A 24,818-nucleotide genomic window follows, 5' to 3' on the forward strand; every position below is an offset into this window, starting at 1 on the left:
CTGGTGCGGTTCGTGCCCAAAGGGAACGTGTTCCACCGGGGCGGCCACCACTTGCCATGTTCGAACAAATGTTCGAACATGGGTGAGTGAGCCAAGCCGCCGTCCTCGACCAGCTGCGGGGCCGGATCGCCGCCCTCGAGGGTGGTCCGACCCGGCTGGCGGTGCCGGTCCTGCCTGCCCTCGCCGGGCTGGTCCAGCTGCGCACCGGCGGGGTCTACGGCGTCGACTCCGCGACCCTCGGCCTGGCGTTGGCGGCCGGCGCGTCGCAGGCAGGGGAGTGGGTCGGGTTCGCGGGCTGGGACGACTTCGGCGCCGAGGCCGCCCAGCAGCAGGGGATCGTGCTCGGCCGCACGGTCCTGGTCCCTTCGCCGGGGGAGCACTGGCTCGAGGTGACCGCGGCCCTCGTCGACGTGCTCAAGGTCGTGGTGCTGCGCCCGCCCGGCGGCGTCGACGCCAAGTCCGCCTCGATCATCGAGGCCCGGCTGCGCGCGCGGGCGGCGGTGCTCGTCGTCCAGGGGGAGTGGCCGCGCTGCGATGCCCGGCTCAGCGCCGAGCAGGTCGCGTGGGAGGGCATCGGCCAGGGCCGCGGCCGGCTCCGCGAGCGCCGGGCCACCCTGGTGGCGCGCGGCGGCGGACGGATGCCCGTGCGGGCCGAGGTGGTGCTCGACGGCGTGCCCGACGGGGTGCCCGACGGGGTGCCCGACGGGGTGGTCGTGTGATGGCCGGGCGGACGATGGTGCTCTGGTGCCCCGACTGGTCGGTGACCGCCGCGCTGCTCGAGCGCGCCGACGCCCTGCCCGACGGTGCCGAGGCCACCGACGTCGCCGCGCCGGCGGTCGTGCTGGCCAACAACAAGGTGGTGGTGTGCAACGCCGCCGCTCGGGCCGAGGGCGTACGCCGCGGCCACCGGCGCCGCGACGCCCAGGCGCGCTGCCCCGAGGTGGTGCTGCTCGATGCCAACCCGGACCGTGACGCACGGTGGTTCGAGCCGGTCCTGGCCGCGGTCGAGGCGGTGCGACCGGGGGTGGCGCCCCTGCGTCCCGGCCTGCTCGCCGTCCCTGCTCCGGGGCGGTTCTTCGCCCGCCGCGGGCTCGACGGGGAGGAGGCTGCGGCGGCGGTGCTCGCCGAGCACCTCGTCCGGGCCGGGGTGTGGGACAGCCGGTTCGGTGCGGCCGACGACCTCTACACCGCCGAGCGGGCCGCTCGGCAGGCCCCACCGCAGGCCTGCCTGTCGATCGCCTCGGGGGCCTCGGCCGAGTTCCTGCGCGGGCTGCCGGTGACCGTGCTCGCCGACGACGGACCGGAGGGGGCCGAGCTCGCCGACCTGCTGCGCCGGCTCGGGCTGGTGCTGCTCGCCGACTTCGCCCGGCTCGGTGCCGGTGAGGTCGCCAACCGGTTCGGTGGCTACGGGTCCGATGTGTGGCGGCGGGTGCAGGGCCGGGAGGTGACCCGGCTCGCCTCCCGGACCCCACCGCCCGAGCTGGCCTGCGCGATCTCCTTCGAGCCGCCGCTCGACTCCGCCGAGGCGGTCACCTTCAGCGTGCGCACCACGGCCGAACGATTCATTGCCGGGCTGGCCGAGCGCCAGCTGGTGGCGACCTCGGTGCGCATCGAGGCGGAGTTCGAGGAGGGCGTCTCCGCCCGGACCTGGTTGCACCCCCGGTGCTTCGGCTCCCGCGACCTCGTCGACCGGGTGCACTGGCAGCTCCAGGCCGGGATGGCCTCCTCCGGGCTGCGCAGCCGCAAGACCACCGGCGAGACGATCACCTCCGCGGTCACCCTCGTCCGCTTCCTGCCCGACGTCGTCGAGCCGGCAGGCGACCACGCCGACGGGCTCTGGGGAGGCGGCGCCGAGGAGCAGGTGGTGCGCGGTGTCGCCCGGGTCCAGGCGATGGTCGGGTACGACGCCGTCCGGGTCCCGGTGCTCCAGGGTGGTCGCGGCGCCGCCGACCGTCAGGCGCTGGTGCCGTGGGGGGAGCGGCCGGTCGGCCTGCGCCCGGTCGATCGCCCCTGGCCCGGCCGGATCCCCGGCCCGGCGCCGAGCCGGGTCTTCGCCGTCCCCCTCGAGGCCGAGGTCGTCGACGAGGCCTCGGTCGCCGTGGCCGTCACCCCACGCGGACTGGTGACCGGGGAGCCGTGGCGGATCCGGATCGGCCGGCACTGGTGCCCGCTCGCCTCGTGGGCCGGGCCGTGGCCACTCGACGAGGGGTGGTGGTCGGCGTCGACCGGTCAGGGCGGATCGGGCCAGGGGCGAGCTGCCCGGTTCCAGGTCGTCGGCGTCGACGGCCGCGCCTGGCTCCTGTGCTGGCGTGCCCCCGGCAGCTGGGAGGTGGAGGCGGCCTACGACTGACAGGGCGATGTCCACGCCGCCCGCGACCATCCGGTCGCCTGTAACGGATTCGCCGGCCTCGCCGCTGTGAGGGCGAGGAGTCCGACAACAGGAGAGTGGGAATCGTGCGGTTCACGGGGCGCAGGACGTCGGCAGTTGTGACGCGAGGGTTGGCCACGATCGCGGTGGCGGTGCTTCTCGCGGCGACCCTGCAGGTCATCGGGGCCGTCGGGGAGGCGACCCGGGCGCAGGCTGCGACCGCGTGGAGTGCCGAGGTGAGCGGCCGTCCGGATCCGTCGTACATCGTCAAGCCCGGGATCGTGTTCAACCACCCGTTCCGCAGCGCGAAGAAGAAGACGAAGATCCACCGCCGGATCGTGAAGACCGTCAAGAACGTCCCTGCCGGCGAGACCATCCGGCTGATGACGTGGAACTTCGACTCGCCCCGGCTGACCCGCGTCTTCGTCAACGCCCACCAGCGGGGCGTCTCCGTGCAGATCATCATGTCCCGCGGCCTGGCGCGGTCGCAGGGGCCCGGGCGGTCGTACCCGACCCTGCGCACGGCGCTGGCGAAGGGCAACGCCGACCGGCCCAAGGCGTTGCGCAGCTGGATCCGGACCTGCTCCTCGACCTGCCGGGGCAAGGGTGGCGCGATGCACTCCAAGCTGATGCTGGTGAGCCGGTCGGGCGCGACACGCTGGATCGCGATGCAGGGGTCCGGCAACCTCACCGGCGCGGCGGCGGTCCAGCAGTTCAACGACTGGACCACGATCACCGAGAACCAGCCGCTCTACGACGGCTGGATGACGATGTGGAAGCAGTCGAAGAAGGACCGGAACGCCAAGCCGCTGCGGTTCACGGTGCCGAGCACCACGACGCCGGGCTCGACGATCACCTCGATGTTCGCGCCCCACAAGCGAAAGATCGACCCGGCGCTCAAGGTGCTCAACCAGGTGCAGTGCACCGGCGCAACCAACGTTCCCGGTGGGCGGACCAAGGTACGGGTCGCCAACGCGGTCTGGGGCGACCAGCGCGGCGTCAAGGTCGCCCGCAAGGTGCGCGCGCTGGCCGACGCGGGCTGCGACGTACGCATCGTGTTCATGATGATGCCGCTGAAGATCCGCACCATCCTGCGTGGCCTGCCGGCGAAGCAGATGGTCTACATCACGGGTGCGACGGCCAACAAGTTCAAGGACCGCTACGTCCACATGAAGGGCCTGTCGGTGCAGGGCAACGTCGCAGGCCGTGCCGACGGCAACGCGGTGCTGTCCAGCAGCGAGAACTGGACCCAGCTCGGCTGGCACTCCGACGAGCAGAACCTCGTCTTCTGGAACGACGCCGCGCTCGCCGCGAAGTACGCCGACCACGTCGACCTGATCTACCGTCAGGCGCCGCGCAGCCTCAACAACTACGTGAACTCCGCCGACCCGAACGGCCGGATCGTGCCCGGCACCGAGTTCCTCAGGCCGAAGGACTACCCGTTCGAGGAGCTCGAGCTGTACTGACCGGTCTCGGGCGCTCAGTGCCCGAGCGAGGGGTCCCATCGGTTGGCGATGAGCTTGAAGCTCGGAGTGTCCTCGAGCGAGGTCATCGCCTCGTAGATGCGCTCGTACTGCGTCGACGCGATCCGCCACGTGCCGTCGGCATCGCGGCGGTAGGTGTCGACGTAGTAGCCGCCGCCCCGGATCTGGACCTTGAAGTCGGGCACGATCACCGTGTCCTCGAACGCCCACGACCCGGTGGCGGTGTCGCCGTCGACGTCGATCTCGGGGTGGTTGGCGATGTGGACGGTGATGATCTCGGGGCCGAGGGTCTTGGCCATGTAGTCGACGACGTCGGTCCGGCTGCTGAAGTGCAGCGGCTCGCCCATCGCCTGGGTGCCGTACTTCGCGTCGACGTCCTCGGCCAGGCAGTCGGCGTACTCGTCCCACTTCTTCAGGTCCAGGGTGCGGAAGTAGCGGTGCTTGAGGCGCTTGATCTCCTCGATCGCGACAAGGTCCATGGCGGCACTGTAGAACGTGTTCTAGAAATGGTCGAGGCCTGTCGGTGGGCGGTGGCAGCATCGTGGCCGTGGTGGGTGCACGCGAGCTGCTGGAGATCGAGCGGGACGAGGCTCGGCAGCGCCTCGCCGGCCTGACCGGCAGCTTCGCCGAGGTCGTCGCGGCCTCCCGCGACACCAATGCCGACGACGAGCACGACCCCGAGGGCGCGACCATCGCCTTCGAGCGCTCCCAGCTGGCGACCCTCGTGGCGCAGGTGCGGCGGCACCTGGCCGAGGTCGACGCCGCCCTCGTCCGGCTCGACGCCGGCACGTACGGCGTGTGCGAGACGTGCGGCCGTCGGATCGCCGAGGCACGGCTCGAGGTGCGCCCGACGGCCCGGACCTGCGTGGGCTGCCGACCTACGCTGGCCCGGTGAGCGACGCGCTGGACGAGGGACCCTTCTTCCACGGGACGAAGGCCGACCTGCGGGTCGGCGACCTCCTCACGGCCGGCTTCCGGTCGAACTACCGGCCCGAGGTGGTGATGAACCACGTCTACTTCACCGCCCTGTGCGACGGCGCCGGCCTGGCCGCCGAGCTCGCCGCCGGTGACGGTGAGCCGCGGGTGTATGCCGTCGAGCCGACCGGCCCCTTCGAGAACGACCCGAACGTCACCGACAAGAGGTTCCCCGGCAACCCGACGCGCTCCTATCGCAGCCAGCATCCGTTGCGGGTGGTCGGCGAGATTCGCGACTGGACGCGACTGACACCGGAGGCGCTGCGGGGATGGCATGACCGGCTGGCCGCGCTGCGGGAGGACGAGCGGGGCGAGATCATCAACTGAGGCGCTGGCTCACGCGCCGTCGTACGCCGACTGCAGCTGCGCCACGTCGATCTTGCCCATCGTCAGCATCGCCCGGCACACCCGCTGGTTCGCCTCGCTCGTGTAGTCGCCGCTGAGCTCCTCGAGCTCGACGGGGACGACCTGCCACGAGACGCCGAACTTGTCCCGGCACCAGCCGCAGGGCCCTGCCTCGCCGCCGTCGGCGGTGAGGAGGTCCCAGTAGTGGTCGACCTCGGCCTGGCCCTGGACGCGGAGGTAGAACGAGAAGGCCTCGTTGAGGTGGAACTCCGGGCCGGCGTTGAGTCCGATCACGTCGTGGCCGGCGACGGTGAACTCGACGACCTCGGCGACGGAGGTGCCGGGCTCGGTCCAGGCGGTGACGACGCGGCCGACGGAGGAGTCGGGGATGTGCTCGGCGTAGAACTTCGCGGCGTCGACGGCCTTGTTGTTGCCGAACCACAGGTGGGTGCGTACCGAGACCATTGCTCTCTCCTTGTCCGAGGACCCTCCGGTCGAGGGTCGTTGCCAAGGACGACCACGCGCGGAGAGTGGACTCATCGCGGGAGCCTCAGTCCAGGCAGAACTCGTTGCCCTCGACGTCGAACATGTTCTGGCAGGACTCGTTCTCGCCGTCCGCGAGGAGCAGTGTCCCGCGGCGCGCCCCGAGGGCCGCGAGGCGCGACGCCGAGGCCTCGGGCGCGGCGAGGCGCTCGGGGCCGGGCACGCCGGTCGCGACGCGGACGTCGAGGTGGACCCGGTTCTTCGCGGCCTTGGCCTCGGGGACCCGCTGGAAGTACAGCCGCGGGCCGACTCCCTCGGGGTCCTGGCAGGCGGCCCAGGTGTCCTCGGGATCGGGCGGGTGGGGCGGGTCGACGTAGCCGAGAGCTGCCTTCCAGAAGTCGGCGACGGCCCGGGGGCTCGCGCAGTCGAAGGTCACCTGTACCTGCCGCACCGAGGTCATGCGGGCAGCCTAGGCAACACCGGCGCCCCGCCACGCCTTGAGGTCGAACACGTGTTCGACTATCGTCGAGCCATGGGCTGGAACAACCCGCCGGTCCCGTGGCGCGAGCTCGAGCGGCGGCTGTCCGGGCGGGCGCCCGCGCTCGAGGCGCCGGTGTCGCGCCGCAAGCAGCCGCGGGCCGAGCCCGACCGGATCAGCCGGCCGGACGGGGCGACGCCGTACGCCGAGCTCCACTGCCACAGCCACTTCAGCTTCCTCGACGGCGCCAGCTCGCCGGGCGACCTGGTCAAGGAGGCGGTCCGGCTGGGGTTGGACGCCCTCGCGCTCACCGACCACGACGGGTTCGCGGGGGCGCCGCTGTTCGCCGAGGCCGGCACCGACTACGCGATGCCCACGGTGTACGGCGCCGAGCTGACCCTCGACGTGCAGCGCTCGCAGAACGGCATCCCGGACCCGGAGGGCAGCCACCTGCTGGTGCTCGCGCGCGGAGTGGAGGGCTACCACCGGCTGTCGGGGGCGATCACCGAGGCCGGGCTGAGGGCGCCGGAGAAGGGCAGTCCCGCCCACGACCTCGACGAGCTCGCCGAGCGCGGGCGCGGGCACTGGGTGGTGCTGACCGGGTGCCGGAAGGGTGCGGTCCGTCAGGCGCTGGCGGCCGGGGGACCTGCGGCAGCGCTCGCGCAGCTCGACGACCTGGTCGGCCGGTTCGGCCGCGAGCACGTCGTGGTGGAGCTGACCGTCAGCGACCATCCGGGCGGGGAGGAGGCCAACGACCTGCTGGCCCGGATCGCCGACGACCGGGGGCTGCCGGTGCTGGCGACGGGCAACGTCCACTTCGCGACGCCGGAGAGGCGGCGGCTGGCGGCGGCGATGGCCGCGGTCCGGGCGCGGCGCAGCATCGCCGAGCTCGACGGCTGGCTCGACCTGTCCGGTGGCGCGCACCTGCGCAGCGGGGAGGAGATGCTGCGGCGGTTCGCGCACCGCCCCGACGCGGTGCGCCGCTCCGTCGTCCTGGCGCAGGAGCTGGCCTTCGACCTGCGCAAGGCCTCGCCCCGGCTGCCGAAGCAGGGCATCCCGGAGGGGCGGACGCCGGGCGAGCACCTGCGCGACCTGCTGGAGAGGGGCTTCGCGCAGCGGTACGCGCACGAGCCGCACGCGGAGAAGGCCAGGCAGCGGGTCGAGGCGGAGATGCAGGTGATCCTCGCGAAGGACTTCGCCGGCTACTTCATCATCGTCCACGACATCGTCGCCTTCGCGCGCGAGCAGGGAATCCTGTGCCAGGGCAGGGGATCGGCCGCGAGCAGTGCGGTCTGCTACGCGCTCGGGATCACCGCCATCGACTCGGTCTTCTACAACCTGCCGTTCGAGCGGTTCATCTCCCAGCACCGTGAGGAGGAGCCCGACATCGACGTCGACTTCGACTCCGACCGGCGCGAGGAGGTGATCCAGTGGGTCTACGACACCTACGGGCGGCGCAACGCCGCGCAGGTCTGCAACGTGATCAGCTATCGCCCGCGGATGGCGGTGCGGGACGCGGCCAAGGCGCTGGGGTACTCACCCGGCCAGCAGGACGCCTGGTCCAAGCAGGTCGACAGCTGGGGGAGCGACGTCGAGAAGGACCTCGGCATCCCCGACCCGGTCGTCTCCCTCGCCGAGGAGCTGATCGGCGCGCCCCGCCACCTCGGCATCCACTCCGGCGGCATGGTCCTCACCGAGCGCCCGATCGGCGAGGTCTGCCCCATCGAGAAGGCGCGGATGGACAGGCGGACCGTGCTGCAGTGGGACAAGGACGGCTGCGAGTCGATGGGGCTGGTGAAGTTCGACCTGCTCGGCCTCGGCATGCTCGGCGCCCTCGACCACATGATCCGCCTCGTCGCCGAGCACCTCGGCCAGGAGTGGACGCTGGCGACCCTGCCCAAGGAGGAGCCGGAGGTCTACGAGATGCTCGGGCGCGCCGACTCGATCGGCGTCTTCCAGGTCGAGTCCCGCGCCCAGATCGGCACCCTGCCCCGCCTCAAGCCCGACTCCTTCTACCAGCTCGCCATCGAGATCGCGCTGATCCGGCCCGGCCCGATCCAGGGCGGCGCGGTCCATCCCTACATCCGCCGCAAGACCGGGCGGGAGGAGGTGACCTATCCGCACCCGCTGCTCGAGCCGATCCTGGGCCGCACGCTCGGCGTACCCCTCTTCCAGGAGCAGCTCATGCAGATGGCGGTCGCGCTGGGCGACTGCACCCCCGACGACGCCGACCTGCTGCGCCGGGCGATGGGCTCCAAGCGCGGCATCGAACGGATCGAGAAGGTCAAGGACAAGCTGTACGCCGGCATGGCGCGCAAGGGGATCACGGGCGACGCCGCCGACGCGATCTACGTCCAGGTGCTGTCCTTCGCGGGCTTCGGGTTCGCCGAGTCCCATGCCCTCAGCTTCGCGCTGCTCGTCTACGCCTCGTCCTGGTTCAAGCTCCACTACCCGGCGGCCTTCCTGGCCGGGCTGCTGCGCAACCAGCCGATGGGCTTCTACTCCCCGCAGTCCCTGGTCGCCGACGCCCGCCGCCACGGCGTCCTCGTGCTGCCACCCGACCTCGTGCACTCCGGCGTCCAGGCCGGGCTGGAGGCGTGCTCGTCGGGCGAGGTCGCGGACCCGCTGCGGTACGACGCCTCGCTCGCCGTACGCCTGGGGCTCGACGCGGTGAAGGGGATCGGCAGCGAGGTCGCGACCCGGATCGTGTCGGCCCGCGCCGAGGCGCCGTACGCCGACATCCGCGACCTCTCGCGCCGCGCCGCCCTGACCCAGGCCCAGCTCGAGGCGCTCGCCACCGCGGGGGCCCTCGACGGGTTCGGCCTCGACCGCCGGCAGGCGCTGTGGATGGCCGGGTACGCCGAGAACGACGGCCAGCTGCCCGGCAGCACGCCCGCCCCCGCGCCGCCCACGCTCCCCGCGATGACACCGCTGGAGGTGACCCTCGCCGACCTGTGGGCGACCCGGATCTCGGCCGACGTCCACCCGATCCAGCACTTCCGGGAGACGCTGACCGCCGCCGGGATCAAGCCGGTCGGCGACCTGCCGACGACGGAGGCCGGCCGGCGGGTGCACGTCGCCGGGCTGGTCACCCACCGTCAGCGCCCGGGCACCGCCGGCGGGATCACCTTCCTCAACCTCGAGGACGAGACCGGAATGCTCAACGTGGTCTGCTCCCAGGGCGTGATGCGCGCCCACCGACAGGCCGCCCGCAACCGGGTCGCCGTCGTCATCCGCGGCCTGGTCGAGCGCCAGGACGGCGTCACCAACCTGGTCGCCGACCGGGTCGAGCCGCTCGACGCCGTCCTGCCCGGAGCCGGCGACGCGCTGCAGGCGCGGCAGTCCTCCCGGGACTTCCGGTGAGGCTGGTGGCTGAGGTGCTCAGAGCCCGTCGGTGTTGAACTCGTCGCCGCTGACCAGCCAGGTGCCGTCGGTCAGGGTGAGCTGGTAGAGCGTCGTGATGTTGGCGAGGTCCGAGCCGACCTCGACCGTCGCCACCCCGTCGCTGCCCTCGAGCTCGGTCAGCCGGACGTCGTCCTTGCCGAAGAGCGGCTCGCTGAACAGGTCCTCCCAGCTGGCGCACGCCTCCTCGCGGGAGGTCGACTCGTCGGCGAACAGGGCGATCGAGCGCAGGTAGTCGTCGGTCGCGAGGTCGCAGTCGCCGGTGACCAGGAACTCGGTGAGCGTCGCCGAGATCGCCGCCTCGTCGCCGTCCGTGATCGGGCCGCTGCCCGAACCTGCCTCCGGCGCGGCCGAGGGCGCCTGTGTCGTCCCGGACGGCTTCGGGTCCGGCTTCGAGCTGTCCTCGCTGCCCCCGTCGTCGCCGCAGGCGGTGAGGGCGAGGGGGAGCACGAGTGCCACGAGAAGTCGTCGGTCCATGGGGTCAGTTCCTACCGTACGGCGCACCGAGGCGAGGCCGATTCGGAGAGCCTGCGGGGCTGCGGTAGTGTTCCGTTCGCCTCGCACGGTGATCCCGAACGGGGCTTCGGGCTGTAGCGCAGCTTGGTAGCGCACCTGACTGGGGGTCAGGGGGTCGCAGGTTCAAATCCTGTCAGCCCGACCGAACGAGAACCGCCTCTGACCTGGACGACTGGGACAGGGGCGGTTTGCATTTCGCGGTCGTGTCTCTCCGGGGTCCTTCTGCGCGGTGGAGTCCAGCGGAGTGGGTGCTCCGCTTGCTGCCAAGCAGCAGGATCAGGCGCCGCGCCTACGCGGTCGGCATCCTTCCCGATCGGGCCGGGATCATCCGGCTCGTCGACACCGACCAGCCCGGGGATCAACCTCGTACGCCACCTCAGCAGAGGTGGCCCTCCGCGGAGGCGGGGGCGGTTCAGCGCGTGCGACGATCTCGGGTATGGATTCGGGTTGGTTGCGCTGGTCGGCCTGTCTTGTCGTGGTCCAGGTGATGGTCGCAGCCGGCGCCGTACTGGTGGGACTTTGGCTGCTTGTCTCCGCGGTCCTCGACCCACTTTCGTGGCAGGAGATCGGGACAAGTGCTGCCATCGTCTTGAGTTGTCTCTTCTTCATGGCCGGCTGCGGCGTGGGATGGCTGTGCTGGCTGACCGGGTCAGGCAGGCGCCTGGCTCGCGCGGGTAGCCCGAGCAGGCTGCAGGTCGCCGCGAGTGTCACATTGGCCGGTTCGGTGACGTTCGGAGTCATGGTCTTCAGCGTCCGCGACTTCGTGACGCCGCCGGCGCTGATGGCGCTCGGTGCGCCGTCACTGGTCCTTGTCGTTGTCTCGTCAGGCCTGATCCGAGCATCGCGAGTGGGTCCACCTCCCCGGATCTCCTAGTCCTGCGAGTGCCGAGGCCGATTCCGTAGGCGTGGTGGCCCCGGCCGGTCATCTCGACCGGCGGGGTCTCGTGCCTCAGGTCGTCGCTCGAACCCCGCGACTCCCGAGGACTCTCGTCAGCGCTCCGCCAGGGCCGGCCGCCGCTCATCGAGCCGCGACCGCACCAGCGCGGCCTGCGCCTGCAGGGCGCCGAGGAGCACCTTCATCGCCGGGGTGACGCGTGCGCTGCGGGCGCGCTGGATGGTCAGGGTGACGGTGGGGTGCTCGCCGGCCAGGGGTACGGCGCGGATCAGGCCGCTGGTCTCGAGCGGGTCGCCGACCACGCTGTAGTCGGTGAGAACGGTGACGCCGACGCGCTGGGCGACCATCATCTTGCCCAGCTCGGCGCCGTCGCTGTCGTGCCCGTGCTCGGGCGGGGCGCCGTCGAAGAGCCGTTCGACGTAGCGGTGCATGAGGTAGCCGGTGTGCATCCGGACGAACGGTTCGGGGCGCAGGTCGTCGAGCGTCACCTCGCTGCGTTCGGCCAGCGGATGCGAGGCGGGCACGACGGCGACCGGCCGGCCGACGACGAGCGGGATGGACTCCAGTTGGGGCGCGGTGTCGTGGTCGGAGAACTGGTTGACGAGGCCGACGTCGATGAGCCCCTCGACCAGCCGGGTCCGGATCTGCTCCACCTGGAGCTGGTGCACCTCGGTCGTGACCCGCAGCTCGCCGCGGCCCAGTCGTCGGGTCGCGGGGACCAGCAGCGTGGACGTGCCTGCGCTGACGGTCCCGACGCGCACGCGGGGGAGGGCGAGGTGCTGTCCCACCGCGCGGCGCAGTCTCTCGGCCGACTCCAGCGTGTTGGTCAGGTGCCCCAGGAGCGCCTGGCCCTCCGCGCTCAGCCGGGCTCCGGAGCGGTGCCGCTCCAGCAGCCGCACCCCGAGCTCACGCTCCAGGCGGTTGATCGCCTCGCTCATCGTGGCCTGCGAGACATGGAGCTGCTCGCTGGCCCTGCGCACGGAGCCGTAGCGGGTCACGGCCGCGACGTACTCCAGGTGCTCGATCCGCATCTCTCCCCTTCGTCGGTGCCTGTCCACGTCCCGAGCACGTGCGGCCGTGGTGATCGGGGTTCCGAGGCACCCGATCAAGAATCGGCCATTCCTGATTAAGTCGACCAAGATTATTGTATTAAACCTGAACGGCGCCGCACCGTCCGGGGTGTGGCGCGTGCTGTCGTGTTGAGGAGTCGTGCGTTGATCGAGATCGAGGGCCTGACCAAGCGCTTCGGTGACCACACTGTTCTTGATGACGTCTCGCTCACCGTCGCCCCGGGGGAGATCCTCGCGGTGGTCGGGCCGAGCGGGGCCGGCAAGAGCACCCTCTCGCGGTGCGTCAGCGCGCTCGAGCAGCCCACGCGCGGCCAGGTGCGCGTCGACGGGCAGGACTTCAGCCGGCTCGACGGCGCCGCCCTGCGGTCGGCGCGTCGCCGCGTGGGCGTCATCTTCCAGTCCGCCCCGCTGCTGCGCCGGCGTACGGCGGCTCAGAACGTCGCCCTGCCGTTGGAGTACCTCCACGCCACCCCGGAGTCCGCCCGCGAACGGGTCAGCACCCTGCTGGAGCGCGTCGGGCTGGCCGAGCGGGCCGACTACCTGCCCGCCCAGCTCTCGGGCGGTCAGCAGCAGCGCGTGGGCATCGCGCGCGCCCTCGCCCTCGCGCCGAGCAACCTGCTGGCCGACGAGGCCACCTCCGGGCTGGACCCGGCGACCACGACCTCGATCCTCCACCTGCTCGACGAGCTACGGACCGAGATGGGACTCTCGATCATCCTGATCACCCACGAGATGGACGTCGTGCGTGAGATCGCCGACTCGGTGGCGCGGCTCGACGCCGGACGCATCGCCGAGTACGGCTCGGTCAGCGACCTCCTGCTCGACCCGACCTCGTCGCTGGGCCACCAGCTCCTGCCGGACCGGCCCGCGGTGCCCGCGACGACGGCGGGCGAGACCTGGCAGGTGTCCTACGCCTCCCGCGAGGTCGCCGGCGACTGGCTCACCGCGATCACCTCGGCACCGGGCGCCGCGGGCACCCGGATCGAGGTGCTCAGCGCCTCCATCGAGGCCATCCGCGGGGTGGCCGTCGGCCGTGCGGTGCTCGCCTTCGAGGGAGCCGCACCCCGGGGCCTCGCCGAGCACCTGCGCGAGCGCGGGCTGCACGCCCGCCCGGTCGCGGCGACCGTCGAGAAGGATGCCGCCTGATGCCGAACAAGGACTTCAACACCCCGTGGAGCGACGTCCCCTCGCTGCTGTGGCCGGCGTACGTCGAGACCTGGACGATGGTCGGCATCGTCATGGCCTTCGTCGTCGCGATCGGCACGCCGCTGGGGGTGCTGCTCCACAACACCTCGTCGTTCGGCCTCTTTCCCCGCGGACCGGTCTTCTCGGCGCTCAACGCGGTGATCAACGTCGGCCGCTCGCTGCCGTTCCTCATCTTGATGGCGGCGATCATCCCGTTCACCCGGCTGCTGGTCGGCACCACGATCGGCATCGCGGCCGCCATCGTCCCGATGACGGTCGCCGGGGTCCCGTTCTTCGCCCGCCTCGTGCAGAACGCCCTGCGCGAGGTCCGCGGCGACGTCCAGGACATGGCCCAGGTCTCGGGCGGCTCCACCCTGCAGGTCATCCGCAGCGTGCAGCTCTCGGAGGCCCTGCCGGCGCTCGCCGGCGCCCTGACCGTCAACACCATCGCGATGATCGAGTACTCCGCGATCGCCGGCTCCATCGGCGCCGGCGGCATCGGCAACCTGGCCATCACCTACGGCTACAACCGCTTCGACGACCACATCATGGTCGCCACCGTCGTGACTCTCATCGTCACGATCGCAGCGGTCCAGCTCCTCGGCGACCGCTGCGCCAAGGAACTCACTCGCTGAACGCGGCGCACCGGCGCCGCACGGCGGACACCCCCGGCTCGGGGCGCTCCTCCGCTCCTGCCCCACCGGGGCACCCCTCCGCACCGGTCACTCCTCTCCGGTCACTCCACACCCGTCACTCCACACCCGTCCCTCGACACCTGAAGCAGGTACTCATCCATGTCCCACGCCACCCCCTCCGACATCGAGGTCGCCAAGCGCCGACGTTGGCCGCTCCTCGCCGCGATCGTCGCGGTCGTGGTGATCGCCGCCAGCGCGATCTTCTACGCCAACGCCCGCGGCGACGACCGCTCCTTCAGCACCGAGCTCGAGGTCGCCACCTGGAGCACCGACATCGCCGCCGAGAACCTCCTGGCCTACATCGCCGAGGAGATCGCCCCCGACCACGGCATCACCATCAAGCCGGTCAAGATCGACAACCTCGTCGAGATCAACCGGGCCGTCGACGCCGGCGACGTTGCCGGCAACTTCTTCCAGCACCAGCCCTTCCTCAACGACGCCATCGCGGCCAACGGCTTCGAGCTCGAGCTCGCCGCGCCGGTCTTCACCTGGGACCAGGCCAGCTACTCCGACAAGTACGACAGCTGGGACGAGGTCCCCGAGGGCGCCACCGTCGCGCTCCGCGACGACCCGGCCGGCCAGGCCATCGCCCTGCTCGACCTCGCGTGGTCGGGCCAGATCACCTTGAAGCCGGGCAAGGACACCGTGGCCGGCCTGCCTCAGCTCTCCGACATCGAGTCCAACCCGAAGAACTACGAGTTCGTCCAGGTGCCGATCGGACAGCTGGCGCGCAGCCTGGCCGACGTCGACGTGGTCGTCGTCCACATCTCCGACGTGTACGCCGCGGGCCTGACCGAGGACCAGATCATCGACCGGCCCGAGGCCCCCAAGGGCAGCGAGGGCGGCCTGGTCGTCAGCACCAGGACATCGGAGGACCCCAACATCAAGAAGCTCATCGAGACCTTCTCCGACGAGCGCATCGCGGAGTTCCTCGAGACGACCGACAACGACCTGATCCGCGACACCCTCGGCCCGCGCACCAGCTGAGCACGCCGTTGGCCCACCGCCCCATCGCCGAACGGGCCCGCCGGTCGACCCGGCGGGCCCGTCCCGGCCTCCCCCCACCTCCGTCAGCCGAGAGAGATCCGATGAGCAAGCGCCCCCTCTTCTACTCCGCGTTCGTCATGAACACCGCGTCCCACGTGCTGCACGGCCTGTGGCGTGCGCCCGACGCGCAGAACCACCGCTTCAACTCGCTGCGCCACTGGACCTCGGTGGCGGCCGAGGTCGAGCGCTGCGGCTACGACCTGCTGTTCTTCGCCGACGTCTTCGGCCTGCGAGCGCCGTGGAACGGCAGCTGGCGCAAGGCGGTCGAAGGCGGTATCCAGGTGCCGGTCAACGACCCGTCGGTCCTCGCGTCGGCGCTCGCCGCCGCGACCACCGACCTGGGCATCGTCTTCACCAGCTCGATCATCCAGGACCACCCGTTCAACTTCGCGCGCCGTATGTCGTCCCTCGACCACTACACCGAGGGGCGACTGGGCTGGAACGTCGTGACCAGCTTCAACGAGAACGTCTTCCGCAGCTTCGGTCACGACGGGATCCTCGACCACGACGCGCGCTACGCGTGGGCCTACGAGTACCTCGACGTGGCCTACAAGCTGTGGGAGGGCTCATGGGACGAGGGTGCGCTGGTGCAGGACAAGAAGCGCTCGATCCACGCCGACCCGGCCGGGATCCACAAGATCAACCACGTGGGTGAGCGCTACCGCGTGGAAGGCCCACACTTCGTCTCGCCCTCGCCGCAGCGCACGCCCGTGCTCTTCCAGGCGGGTGCCTCCCCGGCCGGCCAGCTGTTCTCGGCCCGCAACGCGGAGGGGGTCTACATCAGCAGCCCCCACCCCGCGGCCGCGGCCGCGCTCACCCAGGAGACCCGCGCCCTGGCCGCGGCCAACGGGCGCAACCCCGACGACATCCGGTTCGCCCAGGGCCTGTCGTTCGTCATCGGGGACACCCACCGCGAGGCGGTCCGTCGCGAGGACGAGATCAAGCGCTACCTCGACCTCGAGGGCGTCGCCCTGCACGTGCTCGGCGACGCTGGGGTCGACCCGGGTGGTCGCTCGCTCGACACCCCGCTCAGTGAGCTCGGCGAGTTCAAGGGCGTCCGCGGCTACGCCCGCTGGGCGGCGGAGGCCTCGGGTAACGCGAACCCGACCATCCGTGACCTGGCCTGGGTCATGGAGGGTGCCAACCGTGTCGTCGGCACCGCCGAGGAGATCGCGGACTACCTGGAGGAGTGGCGCGAGGCCGGGGTCGACGGCATCAACGTCTACCACGCGACGGTCCCGGGCACGTTCACCGAGGTCGCCGACCGGCTCTTCCCGACCTTGCGGGAACGTGGCCTGATCGCGACGGAGAAGTCCGGCTCGCTGCGCCACAAGCTCTTCGGTCGCGGCGACCGGCTCCCGGACACCCACCCCGCCGCGGCGTACCGCGGGGCCTTCGCCGACAACGACCTGCACAACGGGGTCGTCGAGGCCGACTCGGTCGGGGCGCCCGCATGACCGGGCCCAACCGCGCGTCGCGCCTGCGCGAGCGCGAGGCGGTGGCCGGATGGCTGTCGTGACCACCGCGCGGGACGCCGCCGCCATCCTGGCGGGACTGCCGGACCTGCTGGCGCGCCTCGACGTCGGCGTCGCCGCACGCGAGCGCCGGCGCGAGCTGCCTCACGACGCGGTGGCAGAGCTGCGCCGGTCCGGGCTCCTCTCCCTGCGCATCCCGGTCGAGCACGGCGGCGCCGGCGGCACGATCGTCGACCAGATGCGGGCGGTGATGGCGATCGCCTCCGTCGACTCCAACCTGGCCCAGGGTGTGCGACCGCACTTCTTCTTCATCGAGGAGCTGCGAACTCACGGGACCGCGGAGCTGGGAGCGCGCTGGTGGCCGCGCCTGGCGGCGGGCGCCGTCGTCGGCAACGCCCTCAGCGAGGCGACGGCCGCGCGTCCGGGCCTCATCGCCAGCCGCCTGCGCCGCCAGGACGACGGCTCGTGGCGCCTGAGCGGCACCAAGTCCTACTCCACCGGCGCCCTCTTCGCCGACCTGTTGTTCATCTCCGGCAAGGACGACGATGACCAGGATCGAACGGTGCTGGTGCCGGTCGACCGCGAGGGCATCTCCCTGATCGACGACTGGGACGGCATGGGCCAGCGCACGACCGCCACCGGCACCACTCAGCTGCGTGATGTGCGGGTCGAGCCGGAGGAGCTCGTCGCGCTCCGGACGCTGGAGGAGCGCTTCACCCACGTCGGGGGCCACCGCCAGCTGTTCCTGGGGGCCGTGCTCGCTGGCATCGCGGAGAACGCCGCCCGCGAGGCCGCGGCGTACGTCCGCAGCAAGGCTCGCCCGAGCGCCCACGGCCTCACCGAGACCGCAACCACCGATCCCTACGTCCTGCGCGCGGTCGGGGTCATCAGCAGTGCCGCGTTCGCCGCTCGGGCGTCGGTCCTCGCGGCGGCCGAGGCGCTCGACCGCGCCGCGGTGAGCCCCTGCGAGCAGGACGCACTCGCTGCATCCATCGACGTCGCACGTGCCCAGGCCGCGATCGCCGACCTGGTCCTGACCGCCACGCAGGCGGTCTTCGACACCGGTGGCGCGTCGGCCGTCCGCGACGAGCTCAACCTGCACCGGCACTGGCGCAACGCGCGCACCGTGCTGGCCCACAACCCCGTCGACTACAAGCGCAAGGTCGTCGGCGACTGGGTCGTCAACGCCACCGAGCCGCCCCGCAACTCCTACTTCTGAGGACGCACACCCATGACCCTTCCTCCGCCCGTCCTGCACTGGTACCTGCCCACCCACGGCGACTCCGCGACCATCGCCGAGAACACCGGAAGCGCCGACAGCCGCGCAAGCACCCACCTCGAGCCCACGCTCGCCAACCTCGTCGACCTCGCACGCAGCGCCGAGGACCTCGGCTTCAGCTCCGTGCTCACGCCGACCGGGTCGCACTGCGAGGAGTCCTGGACCACGACCGCCGCCCTGGCCCAGCACGTCGAGCGCCTCCGGTTCCTCGTCGCGTTCCGCCCGGGCACCCTGTCGCCGACGCTCGCGGCCCAGAAGGTCGCCACCTTCCAGCGGCTGACCGGCGGGCGACTCAACCTCAACATCGTGAGCGGCGGCGACCCCGTCGACCAGGCGCGGTACGGCGACCCGCTGCCGCCGGCCCGGCGCTACGACCGCACGGCGGAGTTCCTGCGCGTGCTGCGCGGGATCTGGCGCGAAGGCACGTTCAGCCACCACGGCGAGCACTACGACGTCGTCGACGCCACCACGGCGTACCCCGCTCCCTCCCCGACGGTGTACTTCTCGGGGTCCTCGGCCCCGGGCATCGCTGTGGCGGCCGAGCTCGCCGACGTCTACCTGACCTGGGGCGAGCCGCCGGCCGCGGTCGGCGCCAAGATCGCCGCGGTGCGCGAGGCCGCAGCCGCCCACGGCCGGAACCTGCGCTTCGGGGTGCGCCTGCACACCGTGGCTCGCCCCACCGCCGAGGAGGCGTGGGCGAGCGCGGAGGCATTGCTCGCCGGGGTCACGCAGGAGCAGGTCGCCCGCGCCCACGCCCGCTTCGCCGCCGCGGAGTCGGAGGGACAGAAGCGGATGGCCGCGCTCACCGGTGGCCGCTTGGGCGACGTGCGGGACCTGGAGGTCCACCCCGGCCTGTGGGCGGGCCCGGGCCTGCTGCGCGACGGCGCCGGCACCGCGGCCGTCGGGTCGTACGGGGAGGTCGCGGCGCTGCTGCGGGAGTACCAGCAGGTCGGCGTCGACGAGTTCATCCTGTCCGGCTACCCCCAGCACGAGGAGATCGTGCGGGTCGGCACCGGGGTCGCTCCCTTGCTCGGAGCCGACCGGCCGGTCGCCGCCTGAGCGTCGCGAGCACCCATCGACCGAGAGGCCAGCTCATGTCCAGTACCACCGTCGTCGCGCCACCTGCGCCGGATGCCCTGAGGACCAACCAGGACCTCGACCCGCAGCGCCTGCGGGCGGCCTTCGGTGTCTTCCCCACCGGGGTCGTCGCCCTGGCCGCTTGCGTGGACGACCAACCGGTCGCCCTGGCGGCCAGCTCGTTCACCTCCGTCAGCCTCGACCCGCCGCTGGTGTCGATCTCGCTGGCCAACACCTCGAAGACGTGGCCCGACCTGCGGCGCGCCGGCCACCTCGGTGTGACCATCCTCGCCGAGCACCACGCCCTGCTGTGCCGCCAGCTGGCCGGACCGGTCGGCCAGCGCTTCACCGGGGTCGACCTCACCATCTCGCCCGAGGGGGCCGTCACGCTCGACGAGGGCCTGGCCCGCTTCGAGTGCACCGTGTACGACGAGGTCGGCGCCGGCGACCACACGCTGGTGCTGCTCCGTCTGCACGCCGTCCACCACGCATCCGACGACACCGACGCGGGTCACCCGCTGGTGTTCCACCGCAGCGGCTTCGGCCGCCTCCACCACTGAGGAACCATGATCACCCGCACTCTCAACAACGGCGTCGACCTGCCCGCGCTCGGGCTCGGCGTCTTCCAGACCCCACCCGACGAGACCCGGGCGGCGGTCGAGACCGCGCTGTCCCTGGGCTACCGCCACGTCGACACTGCCGCGGTGTACGGCAACGAGCGCCAGGTGGGGGAGGCGATCCGCGCGTCCGGCCTGCCCCGTGAGGAGGTCTTCGTCGAGACGAAGATCTGGATCAGCGACTTCGGGTACGAGCAGGCGCTTCGCGCCTACGCCAAGAGCGCCCGCAAGCTCGACCTCGGCCACGTCGACCTGCTGCTGCTGCACTGGCCGCTGCCGTCGGCCTTCGACCGCACGCGGGAGGCCTATCGTGCGCTGGAGAAGCTGCTCGCCGACGGCGAGGTCCGCGCCATCGGGGTCAGCAACTTCCAGGTCCAGCACCTGCGTGACCTGCTCGCGGGCGCCGAGGTGGTGCCTGCGGTCAACCAGCTCGAGCTCCACCCGTACCACCAGCAGCGTGAAGTGCAGGCGCTCGACGCGGAGCTCGGCATCCTGGACCAGGCGTGGTCCCCGCTGGGCGGGGCGACGTTCTACCGCGACAGCGGCCACGCCAACCTGCTGGAGGACCCCGTGGTGAGTGGGATCGCGCACGACCTGGGCCGCACGCCCGCGCAGGTCCTCCTGCGCTGGGGCCTGCAGCACGGCCGCTCGGTCATCCCCAAGTCCGTTCGGCCGGAACGGATCGCGGAGAACCTCGACGTTCTCGGCTTCGAGCTGGAGGACGACCAGGCGGCCGCTCTCGACGCCCTCGACACCGGGCGCGCCGCTGGCCCGACGCCCGAGCAGGTCACGCTCGAGGACTTCCACCGCGACATCCCGGACGCCTGAGCGGTCCTCAGCGTCCGTCGAGGCGGACGCCGGCGACCCACGAGCCGTGGCCGGTCGTACGCCCTTCTCCGTGTTCCCGAGACGTCGGTGGGTACCGCTGTGGGAACTCAACCAAGGGGGGGAAGTCTGATGAGCAACGTGTGGAACTACCGCGAGACCTCGTGGCTGGAGGGTGGCGACCTCGTCGGCTACAGCGTGGAGGCGACCGACGGCTCGATCGGCAAGATCGACAAGGCGACCAACGAGGTCGGGGCGTCGCACGTCGTGGTCGACACCGGGCCCTGGATCTTCGGCAAGCTGCGGCTCGTCCCGGCGGGTGCCATCACGGGCGTGGACCACGACGGGGAGTCGGTCATGGTCAACATGACGAAGGACCAGATCAAGTCGGCGCCCGACTACGACGCCGAGAGCTGGGGTGACGAGTCGCGCGACCAGCACTCCGACTACTACGGGCCGTACTCCTGGTGAGCCTCGCCTGCGATCCGCGTCGGTGATCCGGCGCTCGGGAGGCGGTCGGCCCTGTGCCGGCCGCCTCCCGCCGCGCTCCCGCGGTCCAGGCAGGTGGTTCGTGATCGCTCGTCTAGGTTCGACCTGTGCAGACCACCCAGATCCGGCTCGCCGCCCGCCCCGTGGGCGAGCCCGCCGACACCGACTTCGCGTTCGTCACCGAGGACCTTCCCGAGCTTGCCGACGGCCAGGTGCTGCTGCGGACGCTGTACCTCTCGCTCGACCCCTACATGCGCGGGCGGATGAGCGCCGCGAAGTCGTACGCCGAGCCGGTCCCGGTCGGCGGGGTGATGGTCGGCCAGACGGTGTGCGAGGTCGTCAAGAGCCGCGCAGACAACCGTGCCGTCGGGGACGTGGTGCTGGCCTACACCGGCTGGCAGACGTTCGCCGTCGCGAACGCCCGCCACACGCGCCGGCTCGACCCGGCGGCGGCGCCGGTGTCCACTGCCCTCGGGGTGCTCGGCATGCCGGGCTTCACGGCGTACGCCGGGCTCTTGGAGATCGGCCGTCCGCAGCCAGGAGAGACGGTCGTCGTGGCGGCCGCGACCGGCCCGGTGGGCTCGGCCGTCGGCCAGATCGCGCAGCTCAAGGGTGCTCGGTCCGTCGGCATCGCCGGGGGAGCGGAGAAGGTGCGCGCCCTGACCGAGGAGTTCGGCTTCGACGTCGCGCTCGACCACCGTTCGCCGACCTTCCGCGAGGACCTGGCTGCGGCGACGCCGGACGGGATCGACGTCTATTTCGAGAACGTCGGCGGCCGGGTCGCCGACGAGGTGACCCGGCGGCTCAACCGCTACGCGCGGATCCCGGTCTGCGGCCTGGTCGCCAACTACAACGCGACCGAGGCGCCGGCCGGGCCGGACCGGCTGCCTGGATTCTTGAGCCGGGTGCTCACCTTGAGCCTCACCGTGCGGGGGTTCATCCAGAGCGAGTTCGAGCCGACGCTGACCGAGGCCTTCCAGCGCGACATGACCGCATGGGTGCGCGAGGGGAAGGTCCGCTACCGCGAGGACGTGGTCGAGGGCCTTCAGAACGCGCCCGAGGCCTTCCGCGGCCTGCTCGTCGGACGGAACTTCGGCAAGCTGCTCGTGAAGATCGGCAGCTAGGCCGTGTCTCCCTTATGTGCGTAGCCAGGTGATGATCGCGAAGATCGTGGCAGCGGCGCGGTAGGTGATGGCGAGCTTGTCGTAGCGGGTGGCCAACCCGCGCCACTGCTTGGCCTTGCTGAAGGATCTCTCAACGACATTGCGGTCCTTGTAGGCCTCCGCGTCGAACGCGTGTGGTCGACCACCGGCGCTGCCGCGCCGCTTTCGCGCGGCGACATGGTCGCTCTTGGCCGGGATCACAGCCGTGATCCGGCGCCGGCGCAACTCGGCGCGGATGACACCGGTGGAGTAGGCGCGGTCGGCGATCACCGCGTCGGGCCGGGTGCGCGGTCGCCCGCGGCCCAGGCGCGGAACGCTGATGTCGGCGAGGACCTCGACGAGCATCGCGCCGTCGTTGCGCTGGCCTCCGGTGACCACGATCGCCAGCGGGCGACCCTTGCCATCAACGGCATGATGGATCTTCGTGGTCAGTCCGCCGCGTGAGCGACCGACACCGTGGCCTGCGGGTTCAGCCTTCTCGAACGGAGATTTCTTGTAGTTCGATGAAGCCCCCTGTGTCCTGCTCGGGGCGCTTGGTGTTCGTGGCGTGCTGATGAGCACGCGCGATGGTCGCGTCGACCGACACCTTCCAGTCGATCTTTCCCTCGGCGTCAGCCTCGGCCAGGATCCGCGCGAGCACCCGGTCCCATGTGCCGTCGGCGGCATAGCGGCGGTGGCGCTTCCACACGGTCTGCCAAGGGCCGTACTCCTCGCGGGGCAGATCACGCCACGGGATCCCAGTTCGGTACCGATATGCGATGCCCTCGACCACCCTGCGGTTGTCGCCGAAGGGATGGCCCTTGCGGCCCGCGTTCGACGGAAGCAGCGGCTCGATCCGCGCCCACTCCTCATCGCTGAAGGCCCGGAACCGCGATCGCTGCTTCGTCACGACCTCACACTGCCGCGCGCCTCACCCGCGATATGGGAGACACGCCCTAGACACCCTTGCCATAGGTGTTACCGGCGGTAACATCTGCCCATGGGCGGCATCGGCGTGGACCCGACGAACTACCAGGACCGGCTACAGACCCTCTCCGAGGCCTCGGTCGAGCACCACTTCGACGCGTTCGTCGACATCGGGTGGGACGATCCGGCGTACGCGATCGATCCGGAGGACCCGCGCTGGATCCTGCCCGACGTCGACCCGCTGGGCCGCACCGAGTGGTACCGGTCGCTGCCGCGGGCGCGGCAGATCGAGGTCGGCTTCTACCGCCAGACCAACGTGGTCAAGGTGGGTCTGCAGTTCGAGCAGGTGCTGATCGCCGGGCTGATGATGTACTGCCTCGACCTGCCCAACGGGCGCGCCGAGTTCCGGTACTCCACCCACGAGGCGACCGAGGAGTGCCACCACACTCAGATGTTCCAGGAGTTCGTGAACCGGACCGGTCTGGACGTTCCCGGCGCGCACAGCCTGTTCCGCGCGCTCGGACCCTTCCTGCCGCTCGCCGCCAAGCACGTGCCCTTCATCTTCTTCGTGGGAGTGCTCGGCGGTGAGGAGCCGATCGACCACGTCCAGAAGGTGATGCTGCGCTCGGGGCACCCGATGCACCCGCTGCTCGAGCGGATCAGCCAGATCCATGTGGCCGAGGAGGCCCGGCACATCGGCTTCGCCCACCAGTTCCTCGAGCACCGTGCCCCCCGGCTCGGCTTCCGGCAGCGCAGCGTCGCATCGGTGCTGACGCCGGTGCTGATGCGGGTGCTGTGCGACGCGATCGTCGTACCGGGGCCGAAGGCTCTCCGCGACATGGGCATCCCGCGCGAGGTCGCCCGCGAGGTCTGGTGGGGGAGCGAGGAGTCGCGCAAGTTCCTGCGCGACATGTTCGGCGATGTGCGGATGCTCGCCGAGGAGACCGGCCTGATGAACCCGGTGTCCCGCCGGGTCTGGCGGGCGCTCGGCATCGCGGGCCGGCCCAACCGGTTCCGCAGCGAGCCGGCGCCCGCCGCCGACTGAGGGTGGCGGACGGCTACGACCGGTACCAGTCCGGCAGTGGTCCGGGCCGCAGGTCCGTCGCGTCGCCGGGCCGGGTCAGCGTGAGCACCGCCCGCACGATCTCGGGCCGCTCGTGGAGCGCGTCGGCGACGGTGCCGAGCCGCTCGGCGACGGCGGACTCCGCGTCGTCGCCGACGAGGTCGACGGCAGCGACGAGGAAGATCCGGTCGGCCCCGACCCACTCCATGTGCAGATAGCTGATCCGCTCGATCTCCGGGTGCTCGAGGAGCGCCCGCAGTGCGACGTTGCGGGCCAGGGGCGTGACCGCCTCGCCGGTGAGGAAGTCCATGTTGCGGCGGATCAGGAAGAGCGCGACCCCGCCGAGCAGGACGCCGACCAGGATCGAGCCGAGGGCGTCCCAGACCGGGTCGCCGGTGAGCTGGTGGAGCAGGATGCCGGCGAAGGCGACGAGCAGGCCGACGAGGGCGGCGAAGTCCTCGGCGAAGACCGCGCGCAGCATCGGGTTCGAGGTCATGTTCAGGTAGCGCAGTGGGTGCAGCCGGCGGGGGCGGGCGGCGTCCCGGGCCTGGCGCAGGGCCTGGAGGAAGGACGTGCCCTCGAGCAGGAAGGCGAGACCGAGCACGGCGTACGCCCACGTGTACGACGGCGCGTCCGCCCTGTCGTGCACCGACTGCAGACCGTGCCAGATGGACACGGCCGAGCCCACGCTGAACAGGCCGAAGGCGGCGAACATCGACCAGATGTAGCCGACCCGGCCGTAGCCCAGGGAGTGCTCGGCGTCGGGCGGCCGGGCGGCCTTGCGCTCGCCGACCAGCAGGAACACCTCGTTGCCGGCGTCGGCCCACGAGTGCGCGGCCTCGGCGGTCATCGACGCCGAGCCGGTGATGCCCGCGGCGACGGTCTTGGCGACGGCGATGAGGGCGTTGGCCGTGAGGGCGACGAGGACGGTCGGCAGGCTCTCGCCGCCGGCCTGCTGCTCGGGGGGCGTCACCCGGCCCA

General features: G+C 71.5%; 23 protein-coding genes, 1 tRNA gene and 1 pseudogene. 18 read left to right on the forward strand and 7 right to left on the reverse strand.

What is annotated here, in order from left to right; genetic code table 11:
- Positions 1-86 precede the first annotated feature (86 nt).
- The 3 genes from imuA' (at position 87) to KU893_RS21450 (ending at position 3,834) form a co-directional block, all read left to right on the forward strand.
- Positions 87-719 carry a DnaE2-dependent mutagenesis accessory factor ImuA' gene (gene imuA' / locus KU893_RS21440; RefSeq protein ID WP_218236611.1) on the forward strand — a complete coding sequence of 211 codons (633 nt, stop codon included), beginning with the start codon at positions 87-89 and terminating at the stop codon, positions 717-719.
- Positions 719-2,350: a DNA polymerase Y family protein gene (locus KU893_RS21445; protein WP_218236613.1), complete on the forward strand. Its 1,632-nt coding sequence runs from the start codon at positions 719-721 to the stop codon at positions 2,348-2,350. Before imuA' ends, KU893_RS21445 begins: the two co-directional genes overlap by 1 nt.
- Before the next feature lie 164 nt (positions 2,351-2,514).
- Positions 2,515-3,834: a phospholipase D-like domain-containing protein gene (locus KU893_RS21450; RefSeq protein WP_218236615.1), complete on the forward strand. Its 1,320-nt coding sequence runs from the start codon at positions 2,515-2,517 to the stop codon at positions 3,832-3,834.
- A gap of 14 nt (positions 3,835-3,848) precedes the next feature.
- Here KU893_RS21450 and KU893_RS21455 read toward each other — a convergent pair whose 3' ends face one another.
- Positions 3,849-4,331, reverse strand: a complete 483-nt coding sequence (locus KU893_RS21455; protein WP_218236617.1) for a nuclear transport factor 2 family protein — start codon at positions 4,329-4,331, stop codon at positions 3,849-3,851.
- Between the two features lie 68 nt (positions 4,332-4,399).
- Between KU893_RS21455 and KU893_RS21460 the strand changes: the two genes are divergently transcribed.
- Positions 4,400-4,747, forward strand: coding sequence for a TraR/DksA family transcriptional regulator (locus tag KU893_RS21460; RefSeq protein WP_218236619.1), 348 nt, complete (start codon positions 4,400-4,402; stop codon positions 4,745-4,747).
- Positions 4,714-5,154 (forward strand): NAD(+)--rifampin ADP-ribosyltransferase, encoded by a 441-nt coding sequence (gene arr / locus KU893_RS21465; protein WP_372449730.1) that lies wholly within the window; start codon positions 4,714-4,716, stop codon positions 5,152-5,154. The genes KU893_RS21460 and arr overlap by 34 nt, the downstream gene beginning before the upstream one ends.
- A gap of 9 nt (positions 5,155-5,163) precedes the next feature.
- On the opposite strand, the gene KU893_RS21470 is transcribed toward arr, so the two are convergent.
- Both KU893_RS21470 and KU893_RS21475 read right to left on the reverse strand, forming a co-directional pair.
- A complete protein-coding gene (locus tag KU893_RS21470; protein WP_218236623.1) occupies positions 5,164-5,637 on the reverse strand; it encodes a VOC family protein in 474 nt (157 codons plus the stop codon).
- Positions 5,638-5,722: 85 nt separating this feature from the next.
- Entirely contained in the window at positions 5,723-6,115 is a 393-nt protein-coding gene (locus tag KU893_RS21475; RefSeq protein WP_218236625.1) for a VOC family protein, read from the reverse strand.
- 72 nt (positions 6,116-6,187) lie between these two features.
- Between KU893_RS21475 and KU893_RS21480 the strand changes: the two genes are divergently transcribed.
- Positions 6,188-9,496 (forward strand): error-prone DNA polymerase, encoded by a 3,309-nt coding sequence (locus KU893_RS21480; protein ID WP_218236627.1) that lies wholly within the window; start codon positions 6,188-6,190, stop codon positions 9,494-9,496.
- A gap of 18 nt (positions 9,497-9,514) precedes the next feature.
- On the opposite strand, the gene KU893_RS21485 is transcribed toward KU893_RS21480, so the two are convergent.
- Positions 9,515-10,012 carry a hypothetical protein gene (locus tag KU893_RS21485; protein WP_218236629.1) on the reverse strand — a complete coding sequence of 166 codons (498 nt, stop codon included), beginning with the start codon at positions 10,010-10,012 and terminating at the stop codon, positions 9,515-9,517.
- Between the two features lie 107 nt (positions 10,013-10,119).
- Here KU893_RS21485 and KU893_RS21490 point away from each other — a divergent pair.
- Positions 10,120-10,193, forward strand: a tRNA-Pro gene (locus KU893_RS21490).
- Positions 10,194-11,041: 848 nt separating this feature from the next.
- Here the strand turns inward: KU893_RS21490 and KU893_RS21495 are convergent.
- A complete protein-coding gene (locus tag KU893_RS21495) occupies positions 11,042-11,977 on the reverse strand; it encodes a LysR family transcriptional regulator (RefSeq protein WP_218236632.1) in 936 nt (311 codons plus the stop codon).
- Between the two features lie 183 nt (positions 11,978-12,160).
- On the opposite strand from KU893_RS21495, the gene KU893_RS21500 reads away from it, so the two are divergent.
- From KU893_RS21500 to curA, 10 genes are all read left to right on the forward strand, one after another.
- On the forward strand, positions 12,161-13,162 hold the full coding sequence (locus KU893_RS21500; protein ID WP_218236635.1) for a methionine ABC transporter ATP-binding protein: 1,002 nt from the start codon (positions 12,161-12,163) through the stop codon (positions 13,160-13,162).
- Positions 13,162-13,836 carry a methionine ABC transporter permease gene (locus KU893_RS21505; RefSeq protein ID WP_218236637.1) on the forward strand — a complete coding sequence of 225 codons (675 nt, stop codon included), beginning with the start codon at positions 13,162-13,164 and terminating at the stop codon, positions 13,834-13,836. Before KU893_RS21500 ends, KU893_RS21505 begins: the two co-directional genes overlap by 1 nt.
- Before the next feature lie 159 nt (positions 13,837-13,995).
- On the forward strand, positions 13,996-14,883 hold the full coding sequence (locus tag KU893_RS21510) for a MetQ/NlpA family ABC transporter substrate-binding protein (RefSeq protein WP_218236639.1): 888 nt from the start codon (positions 13,996-13,998) through the stop codon (positions 14,881-14,883).
- A 101-nt stretch (positions 14,884-14,984) separates the two neighbouring features.
- Positions 14,985-16,400, forward strand: a complete 1,416-nt coding sequence (locus KU893_RS21515; protein ID WP_218236641.1) for an NtaA/DmoA family FMN-dependent monooxygenase — start codon at positions 14,985-14,987, stop codon at positions 16,398-16,400.
- 49 nt (positions 16,401-16,449) lie between these two features.
- A complete protein-coding gene (locus tag KU893_RS21520) occupies positions 16,450-17,637 on the forward strand; it encodes an acyl-CoA dehydrogenase family protein (RefSeq protein WP_218236644.1) in 1,188 nt (395 codons plus the stop codon).
- Between the two features lie 12 nt (positions 17,638-17,649).
- The gene (locus KU893_RS21525) at positions 17,650-18,756 is read left to right on the forward strand and encodes an LLM class flavin-dependent oxidoreductase (protein WP_218236646.1); all 1,107 of its coding nucleotides are present in this window, start codon (positions 17,650-17,652) and stop codon (positions 18,754-18,756) included.
- 35 nt (positions 18,757-18,791) lie between these two features.
- The gene (locus KU893_RS21530; RefSeq protein ID WP_218236648.1) at positions 18,792-19,334 is read left to right on the forward strand and encodes a flavin reductase family protein; all 543 of its coding nucleotides are present in this window, start codon (positions 18,792-18,794) and stop codon (positions 19,332-19,334) included.
- Between the two features lie 6 nt (positions 19,335-19,340).
- A complete protein-coding gene (locus KU893_RS21535; RefSeq protein ID WP_218236650.1) occupies positions 19,341-20,219 on the forward strand; it encodes an aldo/keto reductase in 879 nt (292 codons plus the stop codon).
- 129 nt (positions 20,220-20,348) lie between these two features.
- Positions 20,349-20,687: a PRC-barrel domain-containing protein gene (locus KU893_RS21540; RefSeq protein ID WP_218236652.1), complete on the forward strand. Its 339-nt coding sequence runs from the start codon at positions 20,349-20,351 to the stop codon at positions 20,685-20,687.
- Positions 20,688-20,812: 125 nt separating this feature from the next.
- Positions 20,813-21,829, forward strand: coding sequence for an NADPH-dependent curcumin/dihydrocurcumin reductase (gene curA / locus KU893_RS23745; RefSeq protein ID WP_218236654.1), 1,017 nt, complete (start codon positions 20,813-20,815; stop codon positions 21,827-21,829).
- Between the two features lie 12 nt (positions 21,830-21,841).
- Here curA and KU893_RS21550 read toward each other — a convergent pair.
- Positions 21,842-22,757 (reverse strand): annotated as a pseudogene (locus KU893_RS21550) (IS5 family transposase).
- 90 nt (positions 22,758-22,847) lie between these two features.
- Here KU893_RS21550 and KU893_RS21555 point away from each other — a divergent pair.
- Positions 22,848-23,819, forward strand: coding sequence for an AurF N-oxygenase family protein (locus KU893_RS21555; protein WP_218236656.1), 972 nt, complete (start codon positions 22,848-22,850; stop codon positions 23,817-23,819).
- 13 nt (positions 23,820-23,832) lie between these two features.
- Here KU893_RS21555 and KU893_RS21560 read toward each other — a convergent pair whose 3' ends face one another.
- On the reverse strand, positions 23,833-24,810 hold the full coding sequence (locus tag KU893_RS21560) for a cation diffusion facilitator family transporter (RefSeq protein WP_257441524.1): 978 nt from the start codon (positions 24,808-24,810) through the stop codon (positions 23,833-23,835).
- Positions 24,811-24,818 lie beyond the last annotated feature (8 nt).

The sequence above is a fragment of the Nocardioides daeguensis genome (assembly GCF_019192965.1).
Lineage (GTDB): Bacteria > Actinomycetota > Actinomycetes > Propionibacteriales > Nocardioidaceae > Nocardioides > Nocardioides daeguensis.